At 39.4% G+C, this 24,309-nt stretch carries 23 protein-coding genes and 1 riboswitch; of the genes, 14 read left to right on the top strand and 9 right to left on the bottom strand.

What is annotated here, in order from left to right:
• Positions 1–149: 149 nt before the first annotated feature.
• Positions 150–251: riboswitch (purine riboswitch) on the bottom strand.
• 53 nt (positions 252–304) lie between these two features.
• Positions 305–1,147, bottom strand: coding sequence for an SDR family oxidoreductase (locus CRO56_RS00575; RefSeq protein WP_097156656.1), 843 nt, complete (start codon positions 1,145–1,147; stop codon positions 305–307).
• A 294-nt stretch (positions 1,148–1,441) separates the two neighbouring features.
• Here CRO56_RS00575 and CRO56_RS00570 point away from each other — a divergent pair, with 294 nt between their 5' ends.
• Both CRO56_RS00570 and CRO56_RS00565 read left to right on the top strand, forming a co-directional pair.
• Positions 1,442–2,158 carry an AAA family ATPase gene (locus tag CRO56_RS00570; RefSeq protein WP_097156655.1) on the top strand — a complete coding sequence of 239 codons (717 nt, stop codon included), beginning with the start codon at positions 1,442–1,444 and terminating at the stop codon, positions 2,156–2,158.
• 40 nt (positions 2,159–2,198) lie between these two features.
• Positions 2,199–3,488, top strand: coding sequence for a polysaccharide deacetylase family protein (locus CRO56_RS00565; RefSeq protein WP_097156654.1), 1,290 nt, complete (start codon positions 2,199–2,201; stop codon positions 3,486–3,488).
• Between the two features lie 83 nt (positions 3,489–3,571).
• On the opposite strand, the gene thrB is transcribed toward CRO56_RS00565, so the two are convergent.
• Genes thrB through CRO56_RS00545 form a run of 4 tightly spaced genes read right to left on the bottom strand, consistent with a single transcriptional unit; the run spans position 3,572 to position 7,395 of the window.
• The gene (gene thrB, locus CRO56_RS00560; protein ID WP_097156653.1) at positions 3,572–4,507 is read right to left on the bottom strand and encodes a homoserine kinase; all 936 of its coding nucleotides are present in this window, start codon (positions 4,505–4,507) and stop codon (positions 3,572–3,574) included.
• Positions 4,494–5,567: a threonine synthase gene (gene thrC, locus CRO56_RS00555; protein ID WP_097156652.1), complete on the bottom strand. Its 1,074-nt coding sequence runs from the start codon at positions 5,565–5,567 to the stop codon at positions 4,494–4,496. Before thrC ends, thrB begins: the two co-directional genes overlap by 14 nt.
• A 1-nt stretch (position 5,568) precedes the next feature.
• Positions 5,569–6,870 (bottom strand): homoserine dehydrogenase, encoded by a 1,302-nt coding sequence (locus CRO56_RS00550; RefSeq protein WP_097156651.1) that lies wholly within the window; start codon positions 6,868–6,870, stop codon positions 5,569–5,571.
• 33 nt (positions 6,871–6,903) lie between these two features.
• Positions 6,904–7,395 carry an ACT domain-containing protein gene (locus CRO56_RS00545; RefSeq protein WP_097156650.1) on the bottom strand — a complete coding sequence of 164 codons (492 nt, stop codon included), beginning with the start codon at positions 7,393–7,395 and terminating at the stop codon, positions 6,904–6,906.
• Between the two features lie 380 nt (positions 7,396–7,775).
• Here CRO56_RS00545 and CRO56_RS00540 point away from each other — a divergent pair, with 380 nt between their 5' ends.
• From CRO56_RS00540 to CRO56_RS00520, 5 genes are all read left to right on the top strand, one after another.
• Positions 7,776–8,180 (top strand): TcaA second domain-containing protein, encoded by a 405-nt coding sequence (locus CRO56_RS00540; RefSeq protein WP_097156649.1) that lies wholly within the window; start codon positions 7,776–7,778, stop codon positions 8,178–8,180.
• Between the two features lie 432 nt (positions 8,181–8,612).
• Positions 8,613–9,332: a glycosyltransferase family 2 protein gene (locus CRO56_RS00535; RefSeq protein WP_097156648.1), complete on the top strand. Its 720-nt coding sequence runs from the start codon at positions 8,613–8,615 to the stop codon at positions 9,330–9,332.
• The gene (locus CRO56_RS00530) at positions 9,329–10,021 is read left to right on the top strand and encodes a lysophospholipid acyltransferase family protein (protein ID WP_097156647.1); all 693 of its coding nucleotides are present in this window, start codon (positions 9,329–9,331) and stop codon (positions 10,019–10,021) included. The genes CRO56_RS00535 and CRO56_RS00530 overlap by 4 nt, the downstream gene beginning before the upstream one ends.
• A gap of 184 nt (positions 10,022–10,205) precedes the next feature.
• Positions 10,206–10,745 (top strand): phosphatase PAP2 family protein, encoded by a 540-nt coding sequence (locus CRO56_RS00525; RefSeq protein WP_097157177.1) that lies wholly within the window; start codon positions 10,206–10,208, stop codon positions 10,743–10,745.
• A 69-nt stretch (positions 10,746–10,814) separates the two neighbouring features.
• Positions 10,815–11,954, top strand: a complete 1,140-nt coding sequence (locus CRO56_RS00520; protein ID WP_097156646.1) for a glycosyltransferase family 4 protein — start codon at positions 10,815–10,817, stop codon at positions 11,952–11,954.
• Between the two features lie 62 nt (positions 11,955–12,016).
• Here CRO56_RS00520 and CRO56_RS00515 read toward each other — a convergent pair whose 3' ends face one another.
• Positions 12,017–13,141 (bottom strand): NAD(P)/FAD-dependent oxidoreductase, encoded by a 1,125-nt coding sequence (locus tag CRO56_RS00515; protein WP_097156645.1) that lies wholly within the window; start codon positions 13,139–13,141, stop codon positions 12,017–12,019.
• 195 nt (positions 13,142–13,336) lie between these two features.
• On the opposite strand from CRO56_RS00515, the gene CRO56_RS00510 reads away from it, so the two are divergent.
• The 5 genes from CRO56_RS00510 (at position 13,337) to qoxD (ending at position 19,238) form a co-directional block, all read left to right on the top strand.
• Positions 13,337–14,797: a potassium/proton antiporter gene (locus CRO56_RS00510; protein ID WP_097156644.1), complete on the top strand. Its 1,461-nt coding sequence runs from the start codon at positions 13,337–13,339 to the stop codon at positions 14,795–14,797.
• Positions 14,798–15,414: 617 nt separating this feature from the next.
• Positions 15,415–16,347, top strand: coding sequence for a cytochrome aa3 quinol oxidase subunit II (gene qoxA / locus CRO56_RS00500; RefSeq protein ID WP_097156642.1), 933 nt, complete (start codon positions 15,415–15,417; stop codon positions 16,345–16,347).
• A 62-nt stretch (positions 16,348–16,409) separates the two neighbouring features.
• A complete protein-coding gene (gene qoxB, locus CRO56_RS00495) occupies positions 16,410–18,359 on the top strand; it encodes a cytochrome aa3 quinol oxidase subunit I (RefSeq protein ID WP_097156641.1) in 1,950 nt (649 codons plus the stop codon).
• Positions 18,356–18,952 carry a cytochrome aa3 quinol oxidase subunit III gene (gene qoxC / locus CRO56_RS00490; protein ID WP_097156640.1) on the top strand — a complete coding sequence of 199 codons (597 nt, stop codon included), beginning with the start codon at positions 18,356–18,358 and terminating at the stop codon, positions 18,950–18,952. Before qoxB ends, qoxC begins: the two co-directional genes overlap by 4 nt.
• A 1-nt stretch (position 18,953) precedes the next feature.
• On the top strand, positions 18,954–19,238 hold the full coding sequence (gene qoxD, locus CRO56_RS00485) for a cytochrome aa3 quinol oxidase subunit IV (protein WP_097156639.1): 285 nt from the start codon (positions 18,954–18,956) through the stop codon (positions 19,236–19,238).
• Between the two features lie 52 nt (positions 19,239–19,290).
• Here qoxD and CRO56_RS00480 read toward each other — a convergent pair whose 3' ends face one another.
• The 3 genes from CRO56_RS00480 to CRO56_RS00470 form a co-directional block, all read right to left on the bottom strand.
• Positions 19,291–19,530 carry a hypothetical protein gene (locus CRO56_RS00480; protein ID WP_097156638.1) on the bottom strand — a complete coding sequence of 80 codons (240 nt, stop codon included), beginning with the start codon at positions 19,528–19,530 and terminating at the stop codon, positions 19,291–19,293.
• A gap of 447 nt (positions 19,531–19,977) precedes the next feature.
• On the bottom strand, positions 19,978–21,270 hold the full coding sequence (locus tag CRO56_RS00475; RefSeq protein WP_245855532.1) for an MFS transporter: 1,293 nt from the start codon (positions 21,268–21,270) through the stop codon (positions 19,978–19,980).
• A 102-nt stretch (positions 21,271–21,372) separates the two neighbouring features.
• Complete coding sequence (locus tag CRO56_RS00470; protein WP_097156636.1) at positions 21,373–22,059, bottom strand: Dph6-related ATP pyrophosphatase; 687 nt, start codon at positions 22,057–22,059, stop codon at positions 21,373–21,375.
• A 347-nt stretch (positions 22,060–22,406) separates the two neighbouring features.
• On the opposite strand from CRO56_RS00470, the gene CRO56_RS00465 reads away from it, so the two are divergent.
• Positions 22,407–23,516, top strand: coding sequence for an ABC transporter ATP-binding protein (locus CRO56_RS00465; RefSeq protein WP_097156635.1), 1,110 nt, complete (start codon positions 22,407–22,409; stop codon positions 23,514–23,516).
• Positions 23,506–24,309, top strand: a complete 804-nt coding sequence (locus tag CRO56_RS00460) for an ABC transporter permease (RefSeq protein WP_097156634.1) — start codon at positions 23,506–23,508, stop codon at positions 24,307–24,309. The genes CRO56_RS00465 and CRO56_RS00460 overlap by 11 nt, the downstream gene beginning before the upstream one ends.

Here is a 24,309-nt window from a genome sequence, read left to right as displayed (position 1 = left end):
CTCCCAATCAGTCAATACAATCATTCTAGTATCTATCGATAAATGTTTACACAAAAAAAACCCGGGCACACCATACACCCAGGCTAATCTACATTCTTGAGAAGATGACAAATTTAACATACTTATCAGCCGTATGTTCAAATAGCATATGTCACATTCACCCTTCATGTAGTCCGGTAATTTACGGTTACCTGGTAGAAACGCTTGAGCCTTATTCCCAAGCTTATACATATTGCTGAACTTTTTTTTTTATTATTACATACGGGGCTGATGCCTGTCACGTCCCGAAGTTTGTCGAATCGGTTTATTTTAGTTGTTTGAGTAATAGTTTTTCCCAGATCCACCAGGGGAGGATGGCTTTTAGAGCTAGCGTGGCTTTTACACCTTTTCCAATTTGGTATCGGAGTTTGGGCTTAGGATTTTCAGCGATGTCTCCGATTAGCCTAGCTACATCTATTGGGTTTCCGTATCTTGGTGATGCTTTATGAAGATGGGCTTCTATTCTTTCCATCATTTTAAAGTAAGGCGAGTTCTGATTGAGGGATGATTCAGCTACTTGTTTACCTGTTGTCCAAATATTGGTTTTAAAAGAACCCGGCTCTACTAACACAACATCAATGCCAAAGTCCCTTAACTCGAGTCTAAGTGATTCACTGTATCCTTCCAATGCATGCTTAGAGGCACTATACGGAGATAGACCCGGAAAGCCGATTTTACCGCTGATACTGCTCATATTTATAATTTTCCCGGCCTTTTTTCTCCGCATCAGCGGCAGGATTGCTTGGGTAACCGACATAACTCCAAATACATTCGTTTCAAATTGCTTTCGAAATTCTTGAATGGAAACCTCTTCGGCAAAACCCGCTCCGGCATACCCTGCATTATTAACCAAAATGTCGATTGAACCGCAGCTTTCTTCTAAATAACTCTTGCATGTAAGAATGGAATCTTCCCGAGTCACATCAAGCTCAATTAACTTGATGTATTGCTCAAGACTCATTTCTTTAGCTTTATTTATTAGTTCCGACCCTTTTTCGATATTTCTCATCGTAGCCACAACATAAAAACCGCGCAGTGCAAGCTCCAATGAGATTAGCAGGCCAAAGCCGCCTGATGAGCCTGTAACAACCGCTGTCTTAGATTTCATATATAAACCCTCCAAAAAGATACTTGCGTAATTATACGCTTTCGTTGTTCTATTATTAGTCTTTAATCTACTATTTTAAAAAAATAGCAAAAAAAACCACGACAAAAGGATTATTTCTAGGACTTATGTTGACATTCTTCTACATAATCTTACAATAAAAGATAGATAATAATGGTATATTTGACGTAATTTTCTTAACCGAGAATAGGAATTAATTAATAGATTTCTATTTTTGTCGCATTTTGATAAATGGACCAAGACTTTAGGCTTATTAAAGAAGTAGGAGATGAAAACATGACAAAAGAAACGAAAAGCAAATCATTGGGCTGGTGGAAAGGTGTTATGTCCAATCAGCCATCTAATGAAGAAGAAGTTTTAACGGAAGAAGTTGAATTGGATGAATATCAACCGATAGCTGGTTTTGAAGAGATTTCCACCCCTTACTCTCTTTTTTCAAAGGATAATCAAGATAAAGTTTCATTAGATATGATTGTAGCTCTTGAAAATATGCTAAAAGACCGTCAATTAATCCTTTATAAAAATAAAGGCCTTGCAGAACAGCTCCTAAACGAAAAAGATACAACTAATCGTCTTAAGCACGATATTATGAAAAAGGAAAAGTTGTTACAAGAAAAAAACCAAGAGATTCATAGTTTAGAAACAAACCTGACCCATAAACAAATGAGCTATGATCAGCTTCTAGAGGATTATAAAGAATATCAAAATACGTCTAACCAAGAATTTGAAAAAATCTCAAATCAGCTAGAAAAAGAGGTTCAAAAATACAATAAATTAAGTGAAGAGTCAACAAGCACACAATATCAAAATCTATTACGCATTAATCAATTAGAAGAAAAAATTCGAGAGCTCGAAGTAGAGAATCAAAAATACTTAGAACAATATGAAAGAATTCTCGAAGAAAAAAATCAATTACTGCAGACAATCAAAGATTTTACAGAGAGAATGTCATTTTCCTTTACACCAAAGACATCCTCTACCCAATCAGAGTAAACAGACATTTTGAAACCATAGAGAGAAGGGGGGGAGCATCATGTCTGTTTACAGCGTAAAACTGCTAGAACTGTTGTCAGTCGAGGAAAATGGAGAAAAATCATTTTTGCAGGTTAGATTATTATTCCAAAGTTCCAATCAGTTTTTATGGGAAATTGACCGAGATACGGCAGCTAATATTCAAAAAATAGTAGATTTTCAAGGTTCTTTTAAATATAGAATGTCTTTTCAAACTTCTTGGGACAATCATAGAAACCAATATCTCAGCTTCTTAACAAGAACTTTCCGGGATCAAAGTGACCGAATCTATTTTCCATGCTCAGAGGAGTTTGCCAAAGGATTAGATACACTTAGGAAAATGGAACAAATCAGTGAGATTGATACGTTTCCATTTCTCTTAAGAGAACAAACTGCGCATGCTGAGGAAGAGGGAGTCGAAACAGAACTATTTTCGCGTCCAAAGAGTCATCGAGTTTCCTGGATGGCTGCTGCGATGGTTGCGTTCCTATCCATAAGTGCCTTTCTGCTCGTTTATTTAAAGGATTCATTTAGAAACGATACTCCTTTTAGCCATCCAGCAATCGTCGAGGCTAAGACAATCGGGGAACAGGATTATAATGGTTCATTAAATGAACAGACGGATATTGCCTCTTTGATTAAGCCTGAAAACAAACCAAGTGATACTCCTATTTCGGATGTGAACGAATCTAGCAGTGAAAGCTTAACAGCAGAAGAGCCCTCTATTCCGCTTATAGAGGTAGAAGAACGACTAACCTATAGCATTCCAGAAGGGAGTGTCGCTCTAACCTTTGACGATGGCCCTTCTAAGTATTCAAAAGAAATTATTGATATCCTGAAAAAATACGAGGTTGGCGGAACGTTCTTTTTTATAGGATTACATGCAAAGAAATATCCTGAATATGTTCAATATGTACACGACAATGGTTATTCCATCGGCAGCCATACGATGAATCACACGAACATGACAAATCTGTCGTACGAAGAACAGGAAAAGGAAATGATACAATCAATTCATTTAATTGAGGATATTATCCAAGAGGAAGTCGTTCTCTTCAGACCCCCTTATGGAGCAAAAAATGAGACGACCTTAGAATTAGCGGAACGGACTAATCACAAGCTGGTTCTTTGGAATAAAGATACAGAAGACTGGAAGCATCACAACTCCGAGGAAATTTTTCAATATGTAGCCAACTCCGATACTTCCGGGGCGATTATCCTTCTCCATGAATCGCAGGCTGTTATTGATGCCTTACCCCGAATTATTGAATATTTACAACAGCAGGGGTTAGAAGTTGTTGGTCTGAGATAACAGGTATAGCTTATTCATAACCCATTTTCATCTCCATGATCATAGAAAAAGCCAAAGCCAAATCAAAAAACATTTACTGGCAATTAACTAGTAAATGTTTTTTTTGCGTTTATCTTGGTTTCGACTGTGACCCCAACCGTGTCGATAGAAAGAGTCAACACATTTGCCTTTATCCCATGACTATGTAGAACCTGATCAATATGCAAAGAAAGAGGTTGATCATCCTTATCTGTTAAAGCGATGATCGTTGGACCTGCTCCGCTTAATGCAATGCCGATTGCTCCATGATGCTTGCTCGTAGTTAATAATTCCTCAAGCCCCGGAATAAGAGTTGCACGATATGGCTGATGAATCCGATCTGACATAGCTTCATATAAAACTGAGAGTTCTCCGCGCGCTAATGCTGCGACTAACAATGCAGAATGACCGATGGCATGTACAGTATCTTCTCTTGAATAAGAAGAGGGTAATACATCTCTGGCAGCTGCAGTCGATAAAGTATAATCCGGAATAGCAACAACGGCGCGGATTCCTTGAGGCGGAGGAAATTGAACATAGGAAATCTTTGAATCGGTTTTAGCCGCTGCTATGATTCCCCCGAAAAGGGATGCCCCCACATTATCAGGATGCCCTTCTATCTCCGCTGCTAATTGAAAGAGTTGATTTTGACTCAAAGGTTCCTCTAGCAGCTCATTGGCCGCAACCATTCCGCCAACAATCGCTGCAGCACTGCTGCCTAAACCTCTTGTTAAAGGAATTTCACTTTCTACTTCGATCTCAAGCTCAGGGATAGGGGACCCAGCATGGTTAAACACAGCAATCGCAGCTTGATAGATCATGTTATTTTTCCCTGTTGGAAGTCCCTCTAAATTGTTGCCTTTTAAAGCAACATAGGTTTGTGAAGCACGGCGCATTTTGATTGTAGTATATAAATTTAGGGCCATTCCGATTGCATCAAATCCCGAGCCGAGATTTGCCGTACTAGCCGGTACTCTTACCGTAACATCAAACTGTTTCATTTTTTTCACCGGCATGTGCATATAGAACTTTTAAGACAGAATCATAGCTGCTTTCTACTTTAGCTGGCTTGAATTTAGCATATTGAATCGCTGTATCAGGGTCTTTTAATCCATTTCCGGTTAAGACACAAACCACTTTTTTGCCCGTTTCTAACTGACCTGAGCGTCTTTGTTTGATAATTCCTGCTAACGAAGCGGCAGAAGCTGGTTCAGTAAATATTCCCTCAGAACGAGCTAATGTTTGATAAGCTTCTACAATTTGTTCATCTGTAACTTCATCAATCAGTCCATTTGATTCTTGTAAAGCATTTGTTGCTTTCTCCCAGCTTGCCGGATTTCCGATACGAATCGCGGTCGCAAGCGTTTCTGGATTTTCCACGATTTCGCCTCTTACAATCGGGGCTGCTCCAGCGGCTTGGAAGCCATACATTTGTGGGAGCTTTGCAGATTGGCCGTTCTCATAATATTCAGTGAATCCCTTCCAATATGCTGAGATATTTCCGGCATTTCCAACGGGTATTGCTAAAATATCTGGAGCATCCTGCAGTTCATCACAGATTTCAAACGCAGCCGTCTTTTGTCCTTCTAGCCGATACGGATTGATTGAATTAACAAGAGTAATCGGTTCTTTAGCGGTAATGTCTTTGACGATGGAAAGAGCATCATCGAAATTTCCGTTTATTTCAATAATTTTAGCTCCATAAGCAATTGCTTGTGCTAACTTCCCAAGTGCGATCTTTCCTTCAGGTATTAAAACAAAGCAATTAAGGTTGGCCCTTGCCGCATAGGCTGCCGCTGAGGCCGAGGTATTGCCGGTTGAAGCACACATAATCGTCTTGCTGCCTTTCTCTATTGCTTTAGCGACGGCCATGACCATTCCTCTATCCTTAAATGAACCTGTCGGATTCAGCCCCTCATACTTAAAGTAAAGCTCGAGCCCTAACTTTTCTGATAGATTAGGGGCAAATATTAACGGTGTATTCCCTTCATGTAAAGTAAGGGAAGGGGTCTTTGCTGTAATTGGTAAATAAGGTGCATATTTTGCTAGAATTCCACTCATGTCATTCACTGCCTTCCACTCGATAAACGCTTTTAATTTCACTCACAAATTCTAACTGTTCCAATTCATTTAAAATATGGCTGATACTCTTTTTGGATGATAAATGGGTAATCATGATCAGCTCCGCCTTGTCTTTACCGTCTTTAGTCGGATGCTGAATCACCTGTTCCAAACTAACCTTTTCTTCTGCCATTTTTGTGGTTAGCTGAGCTAATACACCACTTTTATCCTCCACAATGAGCCGTAAGAAGTATTTTGCCCAAACCTCATCATCGGATTTTAATTTCTTTTCTTTGTATGGCGCTACCATACCCCGACCATTGACACCCAATTTCATATTCTTCACAACTGTAACTAAATCAGAAACGACGGCAGTTGCGGTAGGAAGCTCTCCAGCTCCCGGTCCGTAAAACATAGTCTCCCCAACAGCCTCGCCATAGACATATACCGCATTAAAGACACCATTTACAGAAGCTAACGGGTGGGAGTTCTTAAGCATGGTAGGCTGTACACTAACCTCGATCAAATCGTCGTCCCGCTTCGCAATCCCAATTAACTTCAGCGTATACCCCAGTCTTTGACCATAAAGAATGTCTTCCTGTGTAACCTGAGATATCCCTTTACAAGAAACTTCATCTAGATTCATGCCAACATGGAAGCCAAGCGTACTTAGGATCGCCATCTTCCTGGCTGCATCTAATCCTTCTACATCGGAGGTAGGGTCTGCTTCTGCATAGCCAAGGCTTTGTGCCTCTTTTAAAACATCTTCATATGAGGCGCCCTCTTGGCTCATTTTTGTCAGGATATAATTGGTCGTCCCGTTTACAATTCCCATAATTTTAGTGATTCGGTCTGAGGAAAACCCCTCTACTAACGCCCGTAAAATCGGAATTCCCCCGGCTACACTTGCCTCGTAAAACAAGTCACAGTTTTTCTCAGCAGCTTTTTTTAATAACTCTGCTCCATGTAACGCCATTAAATCCTTGTTGGCAGTTACCACATGCTTTCCTTGCTCCAGAGCCTCTAAGATATAGGACTTAGCCGGTTCTATGCCGCCCATTACCTCTACAATGACATCGATGTCAGGGTCATGAAGCAGACGGTATGGATCGTCTGTAATCAGATCAGAAGCAACAGAAATCAACCTTTCCTTATTTCGATCCTGTACGAGAATCCTTCCAATTTCTACTTCCACCCCTGTTTGTTTAAACAAGTCTTCTTGATGCCCTCCAACTAAACGAATGACCCCTGTACCTACTGTCCCCATTCCCATTAAACCCAACTTTATTTTATGATCCTTCACAATCCAATCCTCTTTTCTTCAAAATTTTTTAATCTAGCCCTGACCTACGATAACAACCTTCCTAACCCCGTCTACCTGATTAAGCTCGTCAATAAATTCTGATGTCGGTAGATTAAGAGAAGCGGTATCAACAGAAAGAACCACATTGGCGATTCCTTGCAGAGGAATACTTTGGTTGATAGTTAGTATATTGCCTGATTTTTCAGCCACAAATCGAAGGACATTGGATAATACACCTGAGCGATGCTCTAAAATAAGGGAAAACGTCACAATCTGCTGATAAGTAGCAGCATTAAAGGGGAAAATTTTATCTTTGTACTTATAATAAGCACTTCGACTCAGTCCCACTTTTTCTACTGCCTGATTGACCGTTTCTACCTCACCTGTTTCAACCAGTTTTTTAGCTTCTACCGTTTTATAAATAGACTCTGGCAAAATATCGCTATGAATTAAATAAAACTTTTCTTTATTCCTATTCAAAATAAGTCCTCCCGAAACGGACATTTGTTTATGTATAGTGGACATTATATGCCTTAATCTGATTTATTTCAAGTATATTTTTTAGGTAAAAATAGGACAATGAGAAAATCAATTGTCTTCCTTAAAATGAAAGAAACAGTCACCCTTAAAATGGAATTTTTAGTAAAAACAGGAAGAAAGTTCGTTGTTCCTCTAGAGAGATTTGCATAAAATAAACCCGTAACTAACCGGCCGGTTGGTTTTTTATTTGGATTTTGATTTCCTCTGTTGACACCAAATAAGACCCCTCACTTAATCTTGGAACATCTTAATCTATTAAACTAACTTTCGTAAAAACTAGAAATCTAATAGTTGTCATTTTCATATATCCGTAGGATATAACTACATGAACGGTGAAAATGTTATGAGAAAAGGTGATATTATTTATGGAATTGGTACAAAAAGCTAAACAGCATAAAAAAATCCTATTAGCTTTTTTGGCCTTCATTGCTATTGGAATTATTGTTTTAAGCATAATTGCCAATAGCCAGCCCAGTACAGAAGAGGTCATAAATGATTTTGAATCTGCTTTGTTCGAGGGAAACACAGAAAATCTAAAGGAATTGATTCATACAGAGAGTGATAATGTTCAATTATCGGATTCTTTCTATGAGCATCTTGTTGCATATGTACAAGAGGACCCTGACTATGCTGCTGAAACAGTTGCTGTTCTAAAAGGTCAGGCGATTGCGCAGACTGAAGAGGAGTTTAACGAATCCTTTTTTCAGGATCCAAACCTGCAAAACCTTCTCGAGGAACTCCCACAAAGCAGGCGTCTTTCTTTCACCTGAGCGTAAAAGCCCCATAGACCCCTCTCTTTTAGTAATAATTAAACCTAATTTCCACATATATTACTGTCTATTCTTATATGATATTAATAAGAAATGATTTTGCTGTTTCGGGTTGTCCCCCGAATAAATTCTAGGTTTATTTCTACCGCATAAAATCGGAGCATTAAAAAATGATAGAGTAAAATTTTTAATGAATTATTCAGCCACCTGATTTTGGTAAATAAAATCACGCAATGATATGTATGGAAAAGCTACATAGTACCCTTTATTCTTCTAAATAAATGGAAGAATAGACTTATACTAACACTCCCTTACAAAGAGCTAGCAGTCACGATCCTAGAAGATTTTGCGGCTTATCTCGCTCAGCGCTTTACTTTATTCAATTTAATAAAGGGTACTTTAACTTATGGGCATGGAGAGGAGACTGGACTCATGAGTAATTATGTGATTGTTATCCCCGCCCTTAACCCGACCGAAAGTTTGATTGATTATGTAAAAGCGCTTCTAGCAAAAGGGGCCAGACATGTTCTTGTTGTCAATGATGGGAGTGATAGAGAGTTTGATTCAATTTTTAGCGAAATTAGCTTAATAGAAAAGTGTACAGTATTAAGACATCACAAAAACAAAGGAAAGGGCAGAGCTCTTAAAACTGCTTTTGCCTACTTTTTAGGGCATTTTCAGGAGATGGATGGCGTTATTACAGCGGATGCCGATGGCCAGCACTCGGTTGAAGATGTTTTCAAAGTGGCGAATGCCATTTCTTCCGACGAAAATGAGATTGTTTTAGGAGTCAGAGATTTTCAAAAAACGCATGTACCAGGAAGGAGTCAGTTAGGCAATAAAATCACAAGTTTTCTTTTCCGTTTTTTATTTCATTATAAACTTGAGGATACACAAACTGGATTAAGGGGGATTCCGGCTTCCCAGCTGTCCTGGATGCTTCAGCTTAAAGGGGAACGGTACGAATTTGAAATCAATATGCTAATCCATGCCCGATTAAGAGATATCGATTTTCGTAAAGTTCCGATACAAACTTTATATTTTAATAGGAATGAAGGTTCGCATTATCATCCTTTATTTGATTCGTTAAAGATCTTTTCTCAATTAGTAAGAGGTTATTTTTATGATGCAAGCCTTTGGAGAAAAAAATGAAAAAGCATTTTTACGGTAAATTGTTTAGACTTGTCCGTTTTTTAACTAGAAGAGTATATCCTAAATATACGGTCCAGCTGCCAGATTTTCATACGTGCCCCACTGTATTTGTTTCACACCACCAAAATTTTTTCGGGCCATTTATCACATACGTTTGGTTACAGACACCTGTTCGGGTTTGGGTGCTGCATGTATTTTTTGATAAAACCAGCTGTTACCGGCAATTTGTTGACTATACCTTTACAGTACGCTTAAAGCTGAAAAAAAAACTAGCGGCTCTATTAGCCCTTCTCGTATCCTCGCTTATCCCGAAATTTTTTCAATCAGCCAATGCTATTCCCGTTTTCAGAGGAACTAAAAAAATTATTGATACCTTTATCGATAGTGTGCAGGCTTTAAAAAAGGGCGAACCAATCCTAATCTTTCCGGATATTGAATACACCGATTCCGCTTCTTCTATGCAGGCCATGTATGAAGGCTTCCTCTATTTAGAAAGGTATTTTCATAGAGAAACAGGGCAGCATATTCATTTTATTCCTTTATACGTAAGCAAAAAGACACGCTCTGTGGTTACAGGAGAACCGATATTCTTTAGAGATGGCGAGTATTTTAAATCAGAACTAAAGGTCGTTTCCCAAAAATTACACGATTCTATCAATCAGTTAGCGCAAAAATGCGGAGATATATAACAGTAAAAAGGGGTCAGACCGCTGCTGCTTTATCGCAGACGGGGTCATGCCCTTTTTTTATCTCATTCATTCACAAATCATTGCAAATCTTTTACAAGAAATTTGTATTTTCTAAATATTGATTCTTTAAAATCATTAGTAAGAGGTCTTTACCAGTGGGGAGGTGCAGGTTTTGGTTAGATACATGGAACGTTTTTATGCAATGGAATGTAAGTTATTTCGGATTATCAACCGCTACTTTGAGAGAAAACTATTAAATCGCTTTTTCCGTACGGTTACTCACCTAGGCGGGGCTACATTTACGATTACTCTTGTTTTAGGCATTATTCTTTTATCATCTCAATCGATTCGATATACAGCTATTGCTAGTGCTATTGCTTTAACTATTAGTCATATTCCTGTTGCACTTATAAAAAAATGGTATCCTCGCAGCAGACCATATGCAGTCCTCGATCACATCCATGTAACAGATAATCCGTTAAATGACCATTCTTTCCCTTCCGGCCATACTACAGCCATCTTTGCAATTCTTACTCCATTTGTTGTCTGGAACCCAACACTCGCCATTATTTTAGTGCCAATAGGTTTTATCATTGGCTTTTCTCGAATTTATTTAGGGTTACATTATCCATCTGATGTATTGGCCGGTTGCTTATTAGGTTGTGTATCAGGGTTTTTATCTTTTATATGGATTAAGCATTTCTTTTTACATGTATTTATGTAAGCACACTCTGATTGGAGATTCGTGCAGACACATACCTTTATTAATTGAATTCATATATGGAGGGCTCTCATGAAAATCGCAATTTTTACGGATACATTTGCACCTGATATAAATGGCGTGGCAAGAACATTAAAAAGGTTTACCGATTATTTAACAGATCATGATATTGAATTTCGGGTTTTTGCACCAGAAAGTTCGGGCAGCGTATACTCCGATAATATCCATCGGTTTAAAAGCTTGAAGCTATTTTTTTACCCGGATTGCAAGCTTGCATTTCCTAAAATGCCAAAAGTAAAAGCTGAATTGCAACGGTTTAAGCCAGATATCATCCATGTTGCAACTCCTTTTAATATGGGATTGTGCGGATTATATTACGCCAAAAAATTAAATATTCCAATTGTCGGTTCCTATCATACTGATTTTGATAAATATTTAGCCTTTTATGACCTGCAATTTTTAAAGAAAATCCTCTGGAAATATATGCATTGGTTCCATCGTCCACTCCGGAGAATTTTTGTACCGTCACTGGATACAAAAGAGAATCTGCAAAAACATGGCTTTACCAACCTGTCAATTTGGACACATGGCGTCGATCATTCTGTTTTTCATCCCGTCGTTAATCACCAAGAGGTACGGCATAAATATAACATTCAAGAAAAACACATTTTACTGTATGTCGGTCGAATTGCTCCCGAAAAAGATATTAGACTTCTCCCTGAAATTGCAGAGATACTTCCAGAAGAAGTGAAAAACGACGTTCATTGGCTCGTGGTCGGAGATGGACCAATCAAACAAGAATTAGTAGAAAAGGCACCAGCCAATATGACGTTTACTGGGTTTTTAACAGGAAATGATCTGGTTCAGGCTTATGCAGCATCCGACCTATTTGTGTTTCCTTCTACAACAGAAACCTTCGGAAACGTCGTACTTGAATCATTAGCCTGCGGAACGCCCGTCGTTGCAGCCAATGCAGGCGGGGTAAGAACGATTATTCAGCATGGTGTCACTGGACTATTGTGCCAAGAGAAAGATGTGAAGGGGTTTGCCGATTCGATTGCCAATTTAATAAAGAATGAGGATCAAAGACTGAAAATGGCAGAGAACGGTAAAAGTTATGCACTTACTCAGACATGGGATGCTATTTTCGAAAACCTTTTATACGAATATGAAGCAGCTCTAAAACTGGATACTTACGTGAAGCCAGCATAAATTCACAATATATAAGAAAGGGCTTAGCCGAGAAATAGGGCTATGCCCTTTCCCTTATTTTTTTACAGGTGAAGCTTTATAGCACCGGCCACATCATAAATCTTGAGATCAAGCTCCGTTTGTTTTCCCAGCGCTAATTTTGCGAGCTCAAGGCCAAGGAAAGGGCCGCTTGTTAAGCCAGAAGCACCTAATCCGTTTGCTACAAGAATCCCCTCAAAATCTGGCAATGCTCCAATCACGGGTAGAAAATCAGGTGTAAATGGACGAAAACCGACCCGTACCTCTGTAACTGTGCTTGAAGCAAGACCAGGAGCAGTATGTAACGCTTTCCCTAATACCTCTTGAATGCCTCCAGCAGTAACACGATAGTCAAGTCCTGCCTCATTTTCATGGGTAGCACCGACGACAATCCTTCCTTCTTCAAAACTAAGAATATATTGGTCATTCGGAGGCATGACAACCGGCCACTCGCTTGTCTCAGTTTCTAATACTTGCAGGTGAACGATCTGCGCTTTTTGCGGCGTTACCAAAAATTCAATCCCTAAAGGCTTAAGTAAATCCTTCGCCCATACACCAGCGGTTACAATGACACAGTCTGCATTTACTTTCTTGTCTTTTAGTTTTACGCCGGTTACTCTGCTTCCCTGAAAATCCAAACGAGCGTCATCTTTCAAGAGTTTGGCTCCTAATTGAACGGCTGATTGAATTAATGCATTTCGCAGTGCTCTCCCATTGACCCGCGCAGCTCCACTGACAAAAACGGCGCCAAATTCATCAGATAAAAGAGGGAAATAGCTTTTCGTTTCTTCCGGCGATAATATTTGGATATCTCCAATTTCTGGCGTATCTTGCCTCCGTTTGATGGCACGTTCGGCTAGCTTTTCTAATTTTGCCGGGTCGCTATGAAGACTAAGAGCACCCACTCGTTTATAGCCTGTCTCGGATTGTCCCAACTTTTCCAGCTGTTTTATTAATTCCGGATAATATCGGGCTCCTGCCTTAACCATGTTGTACCATGCTTTATTTCGCCTTTGGGAAAGCCAAGGGCAAACGATACCTGCTGCCGCTTCCGTTGCTTGTCCGGGATCAAAGCGATCGACAATTGTAACATCGGCACCCATCTTTGCCAGATGATAAGCTGCAGAAGCCCCGAGAATTCCAGCTCCGACTACGATTACTCTTCCCATCCATAACACCTTCCGATCACATTCTCCTTTCCATAGTACCTTTTTTCAAAAGAGATTCTCAACTATCCTCACTGTACTTGATGTTCCATACATGATGATTTCGCTTACTAAACGTAAGTGTTATTGCTTTGTTTTTGTTTGCATTATCGGTATTATATATATATATGTCTTTTTTAGCCAGAAAGGAGTGTTTTAATGGATCATTCGGTAGCAACATTGATCTTTTTAATATCTGGAATGTTAATTGTCGGCGTTTTAGCCACTAAATTCTCCTCTCGTTTAGGATTACCCTCCCTTGTTTTATTCCTTTTAGTCGGAATGTTACTCAATCAGTTTATTTTCTTTGATGATGTTGAACTCACACAGTTTATTGGTATTCTAGCTCTCATTATTATTTTATTTGAAGGCGGAACCCAGACAAAATGGCGGCACATTCGCCCTATTATAGGACCTGCCAGCAGCCTTGCGACGCTAGGCGTCTTTTTAACTACTGTGATAACCGGTTTTGCTGCAATGTACGTGCTTGACTTGTCTTTACTCGAAGGGATGCTATTCGGTGCGATTGTTGGATCTACAGATGCAGCGGCAGTCTTCTCAGTTTTAGGGAATAAAAATATAAAAAGGCGCTTAACTTCTACATTGGAAGCCGAATCTGGTTCCAATGACCCTATGGCTGTATTCTTAACCATCGTCTTTATTGAATTAATCCAGTATCCTGAAACTTCGATCTGGAGCGCAGTGGGCAGCTTCTTTGTCCAAATGGGATTGGGATTGCTTTTAGGGTATGTATTTGGGAAGGTAACGGTTCTTGTCATCAACCATATAAAACTAGAAACATCCGGGCTATATCCGGTTCTTGCAATGGCGAGTGCGATCTTTACTTATGCCTTTACTGATTTTCTAAATGGAAGTGGTTTATTGGCTGTCTATGTAATGGCTGTGTTTGTCGGTAACCATGATTTAACTTATCGCTTTTCCATACTGCGATTTAATGAAGGATTTGCCTGGATGTCACAGATTCTAATGTTCACTCTGTTAGGTCTGTTAGTGTTCCCACATCAATTAATTGACGTAATTTGGGAAGGAATCTTACTGGCCATCATATTAATGTTTATTGCAAGACCAGTTGCGGTTTTTCTCAGTACGCTCTTTATGAAATTTAACGTAAAGGAAAAATTGTTTATTTCTTGGGCTGGACTAAAAGGAGCCGTTCCGATTGTACTTGCTACCTATCCAATCGTGGCGGGGATTGAAAACAGCAGCCTTATCTTTAATGCGGTCTTTTTCGTGGTCTTATTCTCCGCTTTATTTCAAGGAAGTACATTATCCTGGCTTGCAACCAAATTAGGTCTAACCGGCGATAAAGAAAAATTAGATCATCCGATTATGGAGCTCATCACGCTCGGACAATCCGATTCGGAAATAATGGAGGTCGCTTTACCTGAAACCTCGCCTGTGATAGGAAGTTCCCTAACCAATATTAAGCTGCCAGAAGAAACCTTAATTATCGGAATTATCCGTGAGAAAAATATCATTACTCCTACAGGAAAAACAACGATCGAGAGTGGAGACAGTCTATACGTACTCAGTCACAAAAAGAACAGGGACGAAGTAAAGGCTAGCTTAATTGGGAAAAAGAAGGAAGAAGCTGTCTGACTTTAGCTTTTTATAAGGCTTTTTTCGCATAGTTTGTTGTTTTTTAATGGAGGTAAACGTGTCCGTTCCATTTCGCTCCAGACACAAGATTCCCCCGGGGAGGAAGTCGAGCCTCCTCGGCTTTGCCTGCGGGGTCTCGACCTTTCCTCTTTTTCCCGCTGGAGTCAAGTGTCTTCCGCTCCATTCCACTACAGTTTAAAAAATATATTCAGGTAGCAACAATCTTTGCGAAAACAGCCTTTTATAAAAATGGATATAACCATACTGAAAAAGCAGGATTCATCTTAAATGATTCCTGCTTTTTTGTTATATAAATATAATTTTTTGCTCGTTCTGTGCATAATGTCCATTTAAAAAATATCTATCTCTCTATCATACTCCATTATTCAAAATAGGACTAATTTTAATTGTCCATTACCATTTATTAACGTCTATTTTATGAACTTTTTTTGTCATACTTTAGCCATTTCTTCATGAACTTTTTGTGACATCCATCACTTTCAATTGTATTTTCCCGTATACCTTACTATGATAAAGATATGAATTTGTGAAAAAATTAACATTCTCTTTGAATACTATTTAATGTTCCAATTACCACACCGGAAAGGGGATTCTGTATGAAATTAAAATGGGCTTTAATAGGTCTAGTTGTTGCTATTATGACCGTACTGTCAGGATGTGAGCCTTTAACTGTCTTAGACCCAAAAGGACCACAGGCTGAAGTGCAGGCCAATGATATTAAATTATCAATTGTCCTTATGTCGTTTATCGTGATTGTGGTATTTGCAATGCTTGTCTATATGCTGATTAAATACCGTGCTTCAAAACAGCGAGAAGATTATGAGCCTCCACATATTGAAGGGAATCCGATTGTCGAAATCATTATTGTGGGGATCCCAGTCTTAATCGTAGCATTTCTTTCATTTGTTTCAGTTCAAAGCAACTATAAAGTTGAAGCTACTCCAGTCGGATACGAAGATCAAGAACCATTAGTTGTCTATGCTTCTACATCAAACTGGAAATGGCATTTTAGTTACCCGGAAGAAAATATCGAAACTGTCAACTATCTGTATATACCGACGGATCGGCCGCTTGAGTTTAAGCTTTATTCTTATGGTCCGATTACAAGCTTCTGGATTCCGCAGCTAGGCGGCCAAAAATATGCGATGGCTGATATGGTCAACACGTTACACTTAGCAGCCGAAGCACCTGGTGAGTATATGGGAAGAAACGCAAACTTTAGCGGAAAAGGATTTGCCGAAAATACATTCAATGTGACTGCCATGTCTCAGGAAGAATTTGATGAGTGGGTGAAAGAAGTACACGAAACGGCTGAACCTCTTACAGAAGAAAAGTTTAATGAGTTACTAGAACCGGGTCACCTTGGACAAATGACGTTTACAGGAACACATTTAGAATTTTTACCTCCTCCAGAAGGGGAAAATGGCGGACATAATCATGGATCAGGTGATTCCGCTGAAAATTCAGAGGAAGAGCATGGTCAACACCATGAAGAGTCTTCCACAGAAAACTCTGATCATCACCATTAATAGTTTCATAGATTTATAAAATACTGATTAAAGACAGTTACTTTTTGAAAGGAGCCATAAAGATGGATTTCTTTGATCGATTTGCGATACCACATCCTAGTCCTGCCATTTATGCATCAATGGTTGCGATTGGATTGACTGTCATTGCGATCATAGCAGGCTTAACCTATTTTAAAAAATGGGGCTATCTATGGCGCGAGTGGTTAACGACAGTTGACCATAAACGGATTGGGATTTTGTATTTAATATCTGCTTTACTGATGCTTTTCCGTGGTGGCGTAGATGCCATCATGATGCGTGCTCAACTGGCTGTGCCTGAGAACACCTTGTTAGATGCACAGCACTATAATGAAATTTTTACTACACACGGGGTTGTCATGATCATGTTCATGGCGATGCCTTTCATAATGGCTTTAATGAACTTTGTTGTTCCTTTGCAAATCGGGGCTCGTGACGTGGCATTCCCGCGTTTAAATGCCCTCAGCTTCTGGCTGTTCTTTGCCGGTGCGATGCTCTTTAATATTTCATTCGTTATCGGCGGTTCTCCGGACGCTGGCTGGACTTCTTATTTCCCGCTTGCCGGCACAGAGTTCAGTGAGTCTGTAGGAACCAATTATTATATGATTTCACTGCAAATTGCAGGTCTAGGTACATTAATGACGGGTATTAACTTTATCACAACGATTCTGAAAATGAGAGCACCTGGGATGACTTTAATGAAAATGCCAATGTTTACTTGGTCTGCTCTGATTACGAACGTCATTATTGTTTTTGCTTTCCCAGTTCTGACTGTAGCACTTGCGATGGGAACGATGGATCGTTTGTTTGCAACGAACTTCTTTACAACCGACAATGGCGGTATGGATATGCTTTGGGCCAACCTGTTCTGGGTATGGGGACATCCAGAAGTTTATATTCTAATCCTGCCTGCATTCGGTATCTATAGTGAGGTTATCTCAACGTTTGCAAGACGTAATCTATATGGCTATAAATCTATGGTTTGGTCAATGGTTATTATCTCCCTGCTTTCCTTCCTAGTATGGGTGCACCACTTCTTTACAATGGGTCAGGGAGCTATGGTTAACAGTATTTTCTCGATCACAACGATGGCGATTGCAGTTCCGACTGGAATCAAAATCTTTAACTGGCTGCTGACGTTATGGAAAGGGAAAATTGTGATTACAACGCCAATGCTGTATTCACTCCTGTTTATACCGCTTTTCACCATCGGGGGAGTAACAGGGGTTATGCTTGGAATGTCAGCTGCTGACTATCAGTACCATAACACGATGTTCCTGGTAGCTCATTTCCATATGGTTATTATTCCTGGTGTTGTATTTGCGATGCTTGCCGGTCTCACATACTACTGGCCAAAAATGTTTGGTTTTATGTTAAACGAACGACTCGGAAAGGCCGCTGCGTGGACCATTGCGATGGGCACACTTATAGCCTTTATGCCAATGTTTATTTCCGGACTTGATGGGCAAGCACGTCGGATGTATACCTATTCTGAAGCAAGCGGCTTTGGATTTTGGAATATGATTTCGTTTGTTGGTGCACTAGGTCTTGCCGCAGGGTTCATCTTAATTGTGTACAACATCTATTACAGCATTCGCTATGCACCAAGAGATATCGGATCCGATCCTTGGGATGCCCGGTCACTTGAGTGGGCTACCCATAGTCCAGTTCCTGAATACAACTTTGCGCTTACACCACAGGTTAATTCAAGTGAGGCATTCTGGGATTCTAAGAAGAATGGACACACTCTATTCAAAGGTGAATATAAAGAGATTCATATGCCTAACAAAACAGGCGTGCCGTTTATTATGGGATGTATCTTCTTCGGATGGGGATTCTCCTTTGTGTTCGGCTTATGGATTCCGTTAATTCTTACAACCATCGCAATCTTCGTTTGTATGGCGATGCGTTCATTTGAACAAGATCACGGTTATCACATTTCTGTTGAGGAAATTCAAAAGACAGAAGAAAAATTGGGAGGTGCTAAGAAATGAAGATAGATCACACGCAACCTCTTGAATATAGCACAGAGCAAAATAATCTTAATATTTTAGGCTTCTGGATTTTCCTTGGCGCTGAAATTATGCTTTTTGGTACACTCTTTGCATCCTTTTTCACCTTGGAAAATCGTGTAGGAAACGGGCCGTCTGGTGCAGAAATTTTTGAAATTACTCCAGTACTCGTTGAGACCCTGTTACTTTTAACCAGCAGTTTCACTATTGGTTTGGGGATTCATGCGATGAGGCTTGGAAACAAGAAGGCCATGCTCGCGTTCTTTGCCGTTACACTGCTTCTCGGGCTTGGCTTCCTTAGTGTAGAGGTTTATGAATTCATTCACTATGTCCATATTGGAGCCGGGCTGCAAACGAGCGCCTTTACAGCAGCCTTACTCTCAACATTAGGAACACATGGTGCGCACGTTACCTTTGGTCTGTTCTGGGGATTATCTATTATCCTCCAAGTAAGAAAGCGCGGACTGACTCCAGCGACGGCCAATAAATCATTCATTTTCTCTCTTTACTGGCATTTCTTAGATGTAGTCTGGATCTTTATCTTCAGCTTCATCTACCTGAAAGGAATGATGTAATATGAAACAATTATTCCCGCTGAAACAAGTAATGGGGTTTGTCTTTTCGCTCGTTCTGACATTAGTTGCTTTACTTGTTTATTTCTTAGACATGTCCTTTGCAGCCGGAATGACAGTTCTGCTCGTGACTGCCTTCCTTCAGGCTGGTCTTCAGCTCGTCGTGTTTATGCATGCTGGAGAAACGAAGGATAGAGGGTCTATTTATACCAATATTTATTACGCGTTAATCATTGCGTTGGCTACCATCTTCGGGACTTTACTCACGATGATTTGGGGCTACGTGTAAAAAAAATAAAAGGAGAGCGTTTCGTGAGGCGCTCTCCTTTTCATATATAATTTTAAATTTGCGGAATTTTAGTGTCTTCATCTTTACCTTTTGTAATCATTTCTTCAGAGACAACGAGAAAGACACCCATTAAAAAGATAAATACAGCTCCCACAATCGTACCAATCCCGATTGGCGCCAACACACTGTAAGTGCTTACAAAAAATCCGATTAAAAAAAGAATGATTCCTAATGAAAGGATTGTTCCACCGACGATCTTCACTGCATTCAAAATCTTTACTTTGTTGTCCATTCTTCCCATCCTCCTTATATACTTATATTATTCACCTCGTTCACAAAATCGTCAAACTTTTTTTGAACTTTTTTTGTCCATTTTTTAATTTCGGTTGACATTTCAACAGAATCAGGTGTTTTTGGCGCCTGTTTGACCGAAGCCGGTGTCGAAGCTTCAGTGCTGCCGCTGCAAACTTTTTATCAGACACCAGTTCCGTTATTTGTGTCAAATCGGGTGATTTCTCAAATTTTAGGACACTGGTTCCGTTATTCTACTAAATCTTAGAGATTTTACATTGATTTTGATTAAATAACGGAACGTATGTCCGATCATATCATGAAAACTAAGGTTTTTATGGAAATAACGGATCTCATGTCCGCTCACAAAGAAAAGCGTTATCACCCAAACGCCAGAAATCAGACCTTTACCTAAGAATCTAATTCTAAATAAAAAAAGGGCTCATCTTTAAGATGAATGCCCAATGGTTTTGTTTTGATCGGCGTTATAGGTTTCAGCATCAGGTACAAATTTAAGAATGACTGCACCTATAATGAACAATATCGCAAGTGAAAAGACACCTGCTGAGGAACTGCCTGTCATTTGCGCAGTCGCAGCAACCAAAATCGGTCCAAGAATCGATGCAAACTTTCCGAAAATGTTATAGAAGCCAAAAAATTCGTTGGATTTCTCTTTTGGTACCAGCTGGGCAAAGTAGGAACGGCTTAATGCCTGAATTCCTCCTTGGGAAGTGGCGACCAGCATCGCTAAAATCCAAAAATCAACCACTGTATCTAAAAAGAACGCGTAAATACAGACAATTGTATAAACAACGATCCCCACGTACAGCATTTTCTTTGCTGTAAACTTTTTAGCCAGTTTCCCAAAAAGAATGGAAAAAGGGGCTGCTACTACTTGCGTTACAAACAAGGCAAGCAAGAGAGCAGTTGCACCTAGCCCTAAATCAGTTCCATATGCAGTGGACATCGAAATAATCGTTCCCACGCCATCGATATAAAAGAAATACGCGATTAAAAAGATAAAGACGGCACGGTATTGAGTAATATTTTTAAAGGTTTGACCCAGACGCTTAAAGCTGTTCACAATGATTCTTGGTTCACGGTCTATCGCATGAATCTGATGGACATTTTTAATAAGAGGAATCGAAAAGGCGATCCACCAAACAGCTGTAATCAGAAAGGCAATGCGGCTTGCCGTTAAACTTGAAAACGGCAGAATTTCCATTTGCGACAAAACAATAACCGCAATACTTATAATAAATGGAATCGTACTTCCAATATAGCCTAAGCCATATCCCCGTGCGGATACATCGTCCATTCTTTCTTTTGATGATACATCGACAAGAAACGCATCATAAAAGACATTTGCCCCCCGAAAACCTATCGAAGTAATTGTATAAATCACTAATAATAATAGCCAATTATCAGCGGGAACCATCAATAATCCAACTGTTGAAGCTGTTCCCATGATAAAAAAGAATAAGAAAAACTTTTTCTTCATTCCTTTATAATCGGCCATCGTTCCTAAAATCGGTCCAATCATCGCTAAGATAAAGGTAGCAATTGAAATCGTGTAGCCTAAATAGGCGGTAGAATCAACTGAACTTACTCCCGCATTATCAGCAACCGCTTTATAATACAGCGGGAAAACAGCCGTAGTAATAATGATTGAATAAGCCGAATTGGCCCAATCATACCACATCCAGCTTCTCTCTTGTTTACTAAACTTTTTCAAACTCATTCCCCCTTAATACCCCAGTACTTTAAGTGTACATGGTAAAGGAGTAAGAATATAGTAGAATTTATATTTTTTACAATCTTCAAGATTTATTAATATTCAGCTTTAAGTGCCTGAATCAGGGCTGATTTTTTCTGCCAATTCACAAAAATGAAATCTGCCCCTGTCGACTTTTTCACCTATTCTAAATGGAATTTTCTGTTTAAAAATGGGTCCTGCAAATGTAAAAGTATGAAACTCCCCATTCTCCCCGCATGGATCCACATTTTCAGGTAATTCGTTAATAAAAGCATAATCAATGAAACGCCCTAAAAATACATCGGTCAATTTTTCCGTATCGATACAAGTTGTCACAGTTTCAAAGCCAAGACCAATAAATTCCTCTATTAATTCCTTCGTCGGTATACCCCATAAAGGAAAAATAGCCTTCATATCAAGCGGCATTAGCAGCTTTTCCCGATAAATCCTTACATCCTCAAGAAAAATATCACCGAATAAGACCGTATCAATCCCCTCCGCTTTTATCTGTATTAACTGTTCATTCATTCTTTCCTGATAAACTTCATTTGAACTATTCTGAGGAATGTATACCTTTCTTAAGGGCAATCCAAGGCATTTTGCCTGCTCTACCAATAAAGTCTCGCGAACACCATGGATACTGATTCTGTTATAACCCTCTGTAACAGTGGTAAGCAATGAATCTACGATATAGCGATTATCTTGTAAAATTTTATAGAGGGCCATTGTACTGTCCTTTCCTCCGCTCCAGGAAACTACCATTCTTTCTTTCATGTCTTTCCTCTCCTTTCTTAAAAAAGTATATGTAGGGTAAGTATCTTAACGATTTGAACTCTTTTTCCATAGTATAGCTTTAATCGTTTTATGATGGTTATGTTTACTTTTAAAAAAACAGCTGGGAAATGGAGAATTTGTAAATTAACTCACTTTAAAGAATGATTGAATTTTTTTGCAATTCATGTATAATGGTTCCGAATTGTAATTGTTGGAATTTGTCGAACAGACTGTAAATAAACGCTTTTTTTAGAGGAATTAAAACCTTGCCGTCGATAAACGCATTGGTAATCTCCCTCATTCCTGCAGTCATGGCAAATTCTAATTAGTAGTGGAAGGAGATTGCTATGGCAAACCAGTCTATCATTCAGTTTAAAAACGTCACAAAGCAATACGACAGTGATCCGCCTGTACTTAAATCGGTCAACTTCGCGATTGAGAGAGGGAAGTTTTATACACTTCTTGGCCCTTCCGGATGCGGAAAAACTACGATTCTCCGTTTAATCGCAGGGTTTACCCAGCCATCTGAAGGAGACATCTTTTTTAATGGTGAAAAGATTAATCACGTACCTGCGAACAAACGTCAGGTCAATACAGTCTTCCAGGACTATGCTCTCTTTCCGCATTTAAATGTCTTTGAAAATGTGGCATTCGGTCTTCGTATTAAAAAGTTAAAGAAAGAAACAATCGAAGCAAAAGTGAAGGAAGCGCTAAGCTTCGTCAACCTGGATGGCTACGAAACCAGGGAAATACGGGAGATGTCTGGCGGTCAGCGTCAGCGTGTCGCGATTGCCCGTGCGATTGTAAACGAGCCTGAGGTTATCCTTTTAGATGAACCTTTATCCGCACTGGATCTAAAGCTTCGTACTGAAATGCAGTACGAATTACGTGAGCTCCAGCGCCGTCTGGGGATCACCTTTATTTTTGTTACGCATGACCAAGAGGAAGCTCTGGCCATGTCTGATGAAATCTTTGTTTTGAATGAAGGAAAGATTCAACAAAGCGGATCTCCAACTGATATCTATGACGAGCCAATTAATCGTTTTGTCGCAGATTTTATCGGAGAATCTAATATCGTTAGCGGAAAAATGATTCATGATTATTTGGTTGAAATCGTTGGCCGCCAATTTGATTGTGTAGATAAAGGTTTTAATCCAAATGAGCTTGTTGAAGTTGTAATCCGTCCTGAGGATTTAGAAATTACATCTGTAGAACGCGGAAAACTAATAGTTCGGGTTGACTCTCAGCTTTTCCGCGGGGTTCATTACGAAATCAGCTGTTATGATCAGAATGGGAATGAATGGCTTGTCCATTCAACGAAAAAAGCAGCTGTCGGTGATGAAATAGGACTTTATTTTGAACCAGAGGCTATTCATGTTATGAGATTTGGCGAAACAGAAGAAGAATTTGATAAGCGACTAGAAGCTTATACGGCTGGAGATGGACATGGAGAATAAGCTTACCCGCAATCTATATATGGTACCCTATGCTTTATGGATTATTCTTTTTGTTATCGCACCTATTATTCTCGTTCTCTACTATTCTTTCTTTGATATCGAGGGCAATTTTTCACTGATTAATTACCAAAAGTTTTTTACACCCATTTACCTGGAAATGACTTTAAGCTCATTTTGGTATGCCTTTTTAATCACAGCCATAACATTATTAATTGCTTATCCAACAGCCTACTTATTAACGAAAACGAAGCATAAGCAGCTTTGGCTATTATTAATTATTGTTCCTTCATGGATTAATTTGCTTTTAAAAGCCTATGCCTTCCTCGGTATTTTTGGTACATACGGCATTGCGAACAGCTTCTTAGAGGTAATTGGAATCGGCTCACAGCAGTTATTATTTACTGATTTTAGTTTTATTTTTGTATCTGTATATATCTTTATTCCATTTATGATTTTGCCGATCTTCAATTCTTTAAATGATATTAACCCAACTTTACTCGATGCGGCAAAAGACTTAGGAGCATCGAAGTGGACTGCTTTTCGCAGGGTTATCTTTCCGCTGACAATAGACGGAGTAAAATCAGGGTGTCAGGTCGTTTTTATCCCGGCATTATCTTTATTTATGCTTACAAGGTTAATTGCAGGGAACCGTGTTATTACCCTTGGAACTGCGATCGAACAGCACTTCCTTGTAACTCAGGACTGGGGAATGGGTTCAACCCTTGCTGTCGTATTAATTGTGATTATGTTTGTGATGATGTTTCTCACAGGGAATCGAAAGAGGGGTGTGTAA

The sequence above is a fragment of the Bacillus oleivorans genome, from assembly GCF_900207585.1.
Taxonomy (GTDB): domain Bacteria; phylum Bacillota; class Bacilli; order Bacillales; family JC228; genus Bacillus_BF; species Bacillus_BF oleivorans.
Note: the sequence above shows the minus strand (reverse complement) of the source record. Positions and strands in the feature narration are given on the sequence as shown.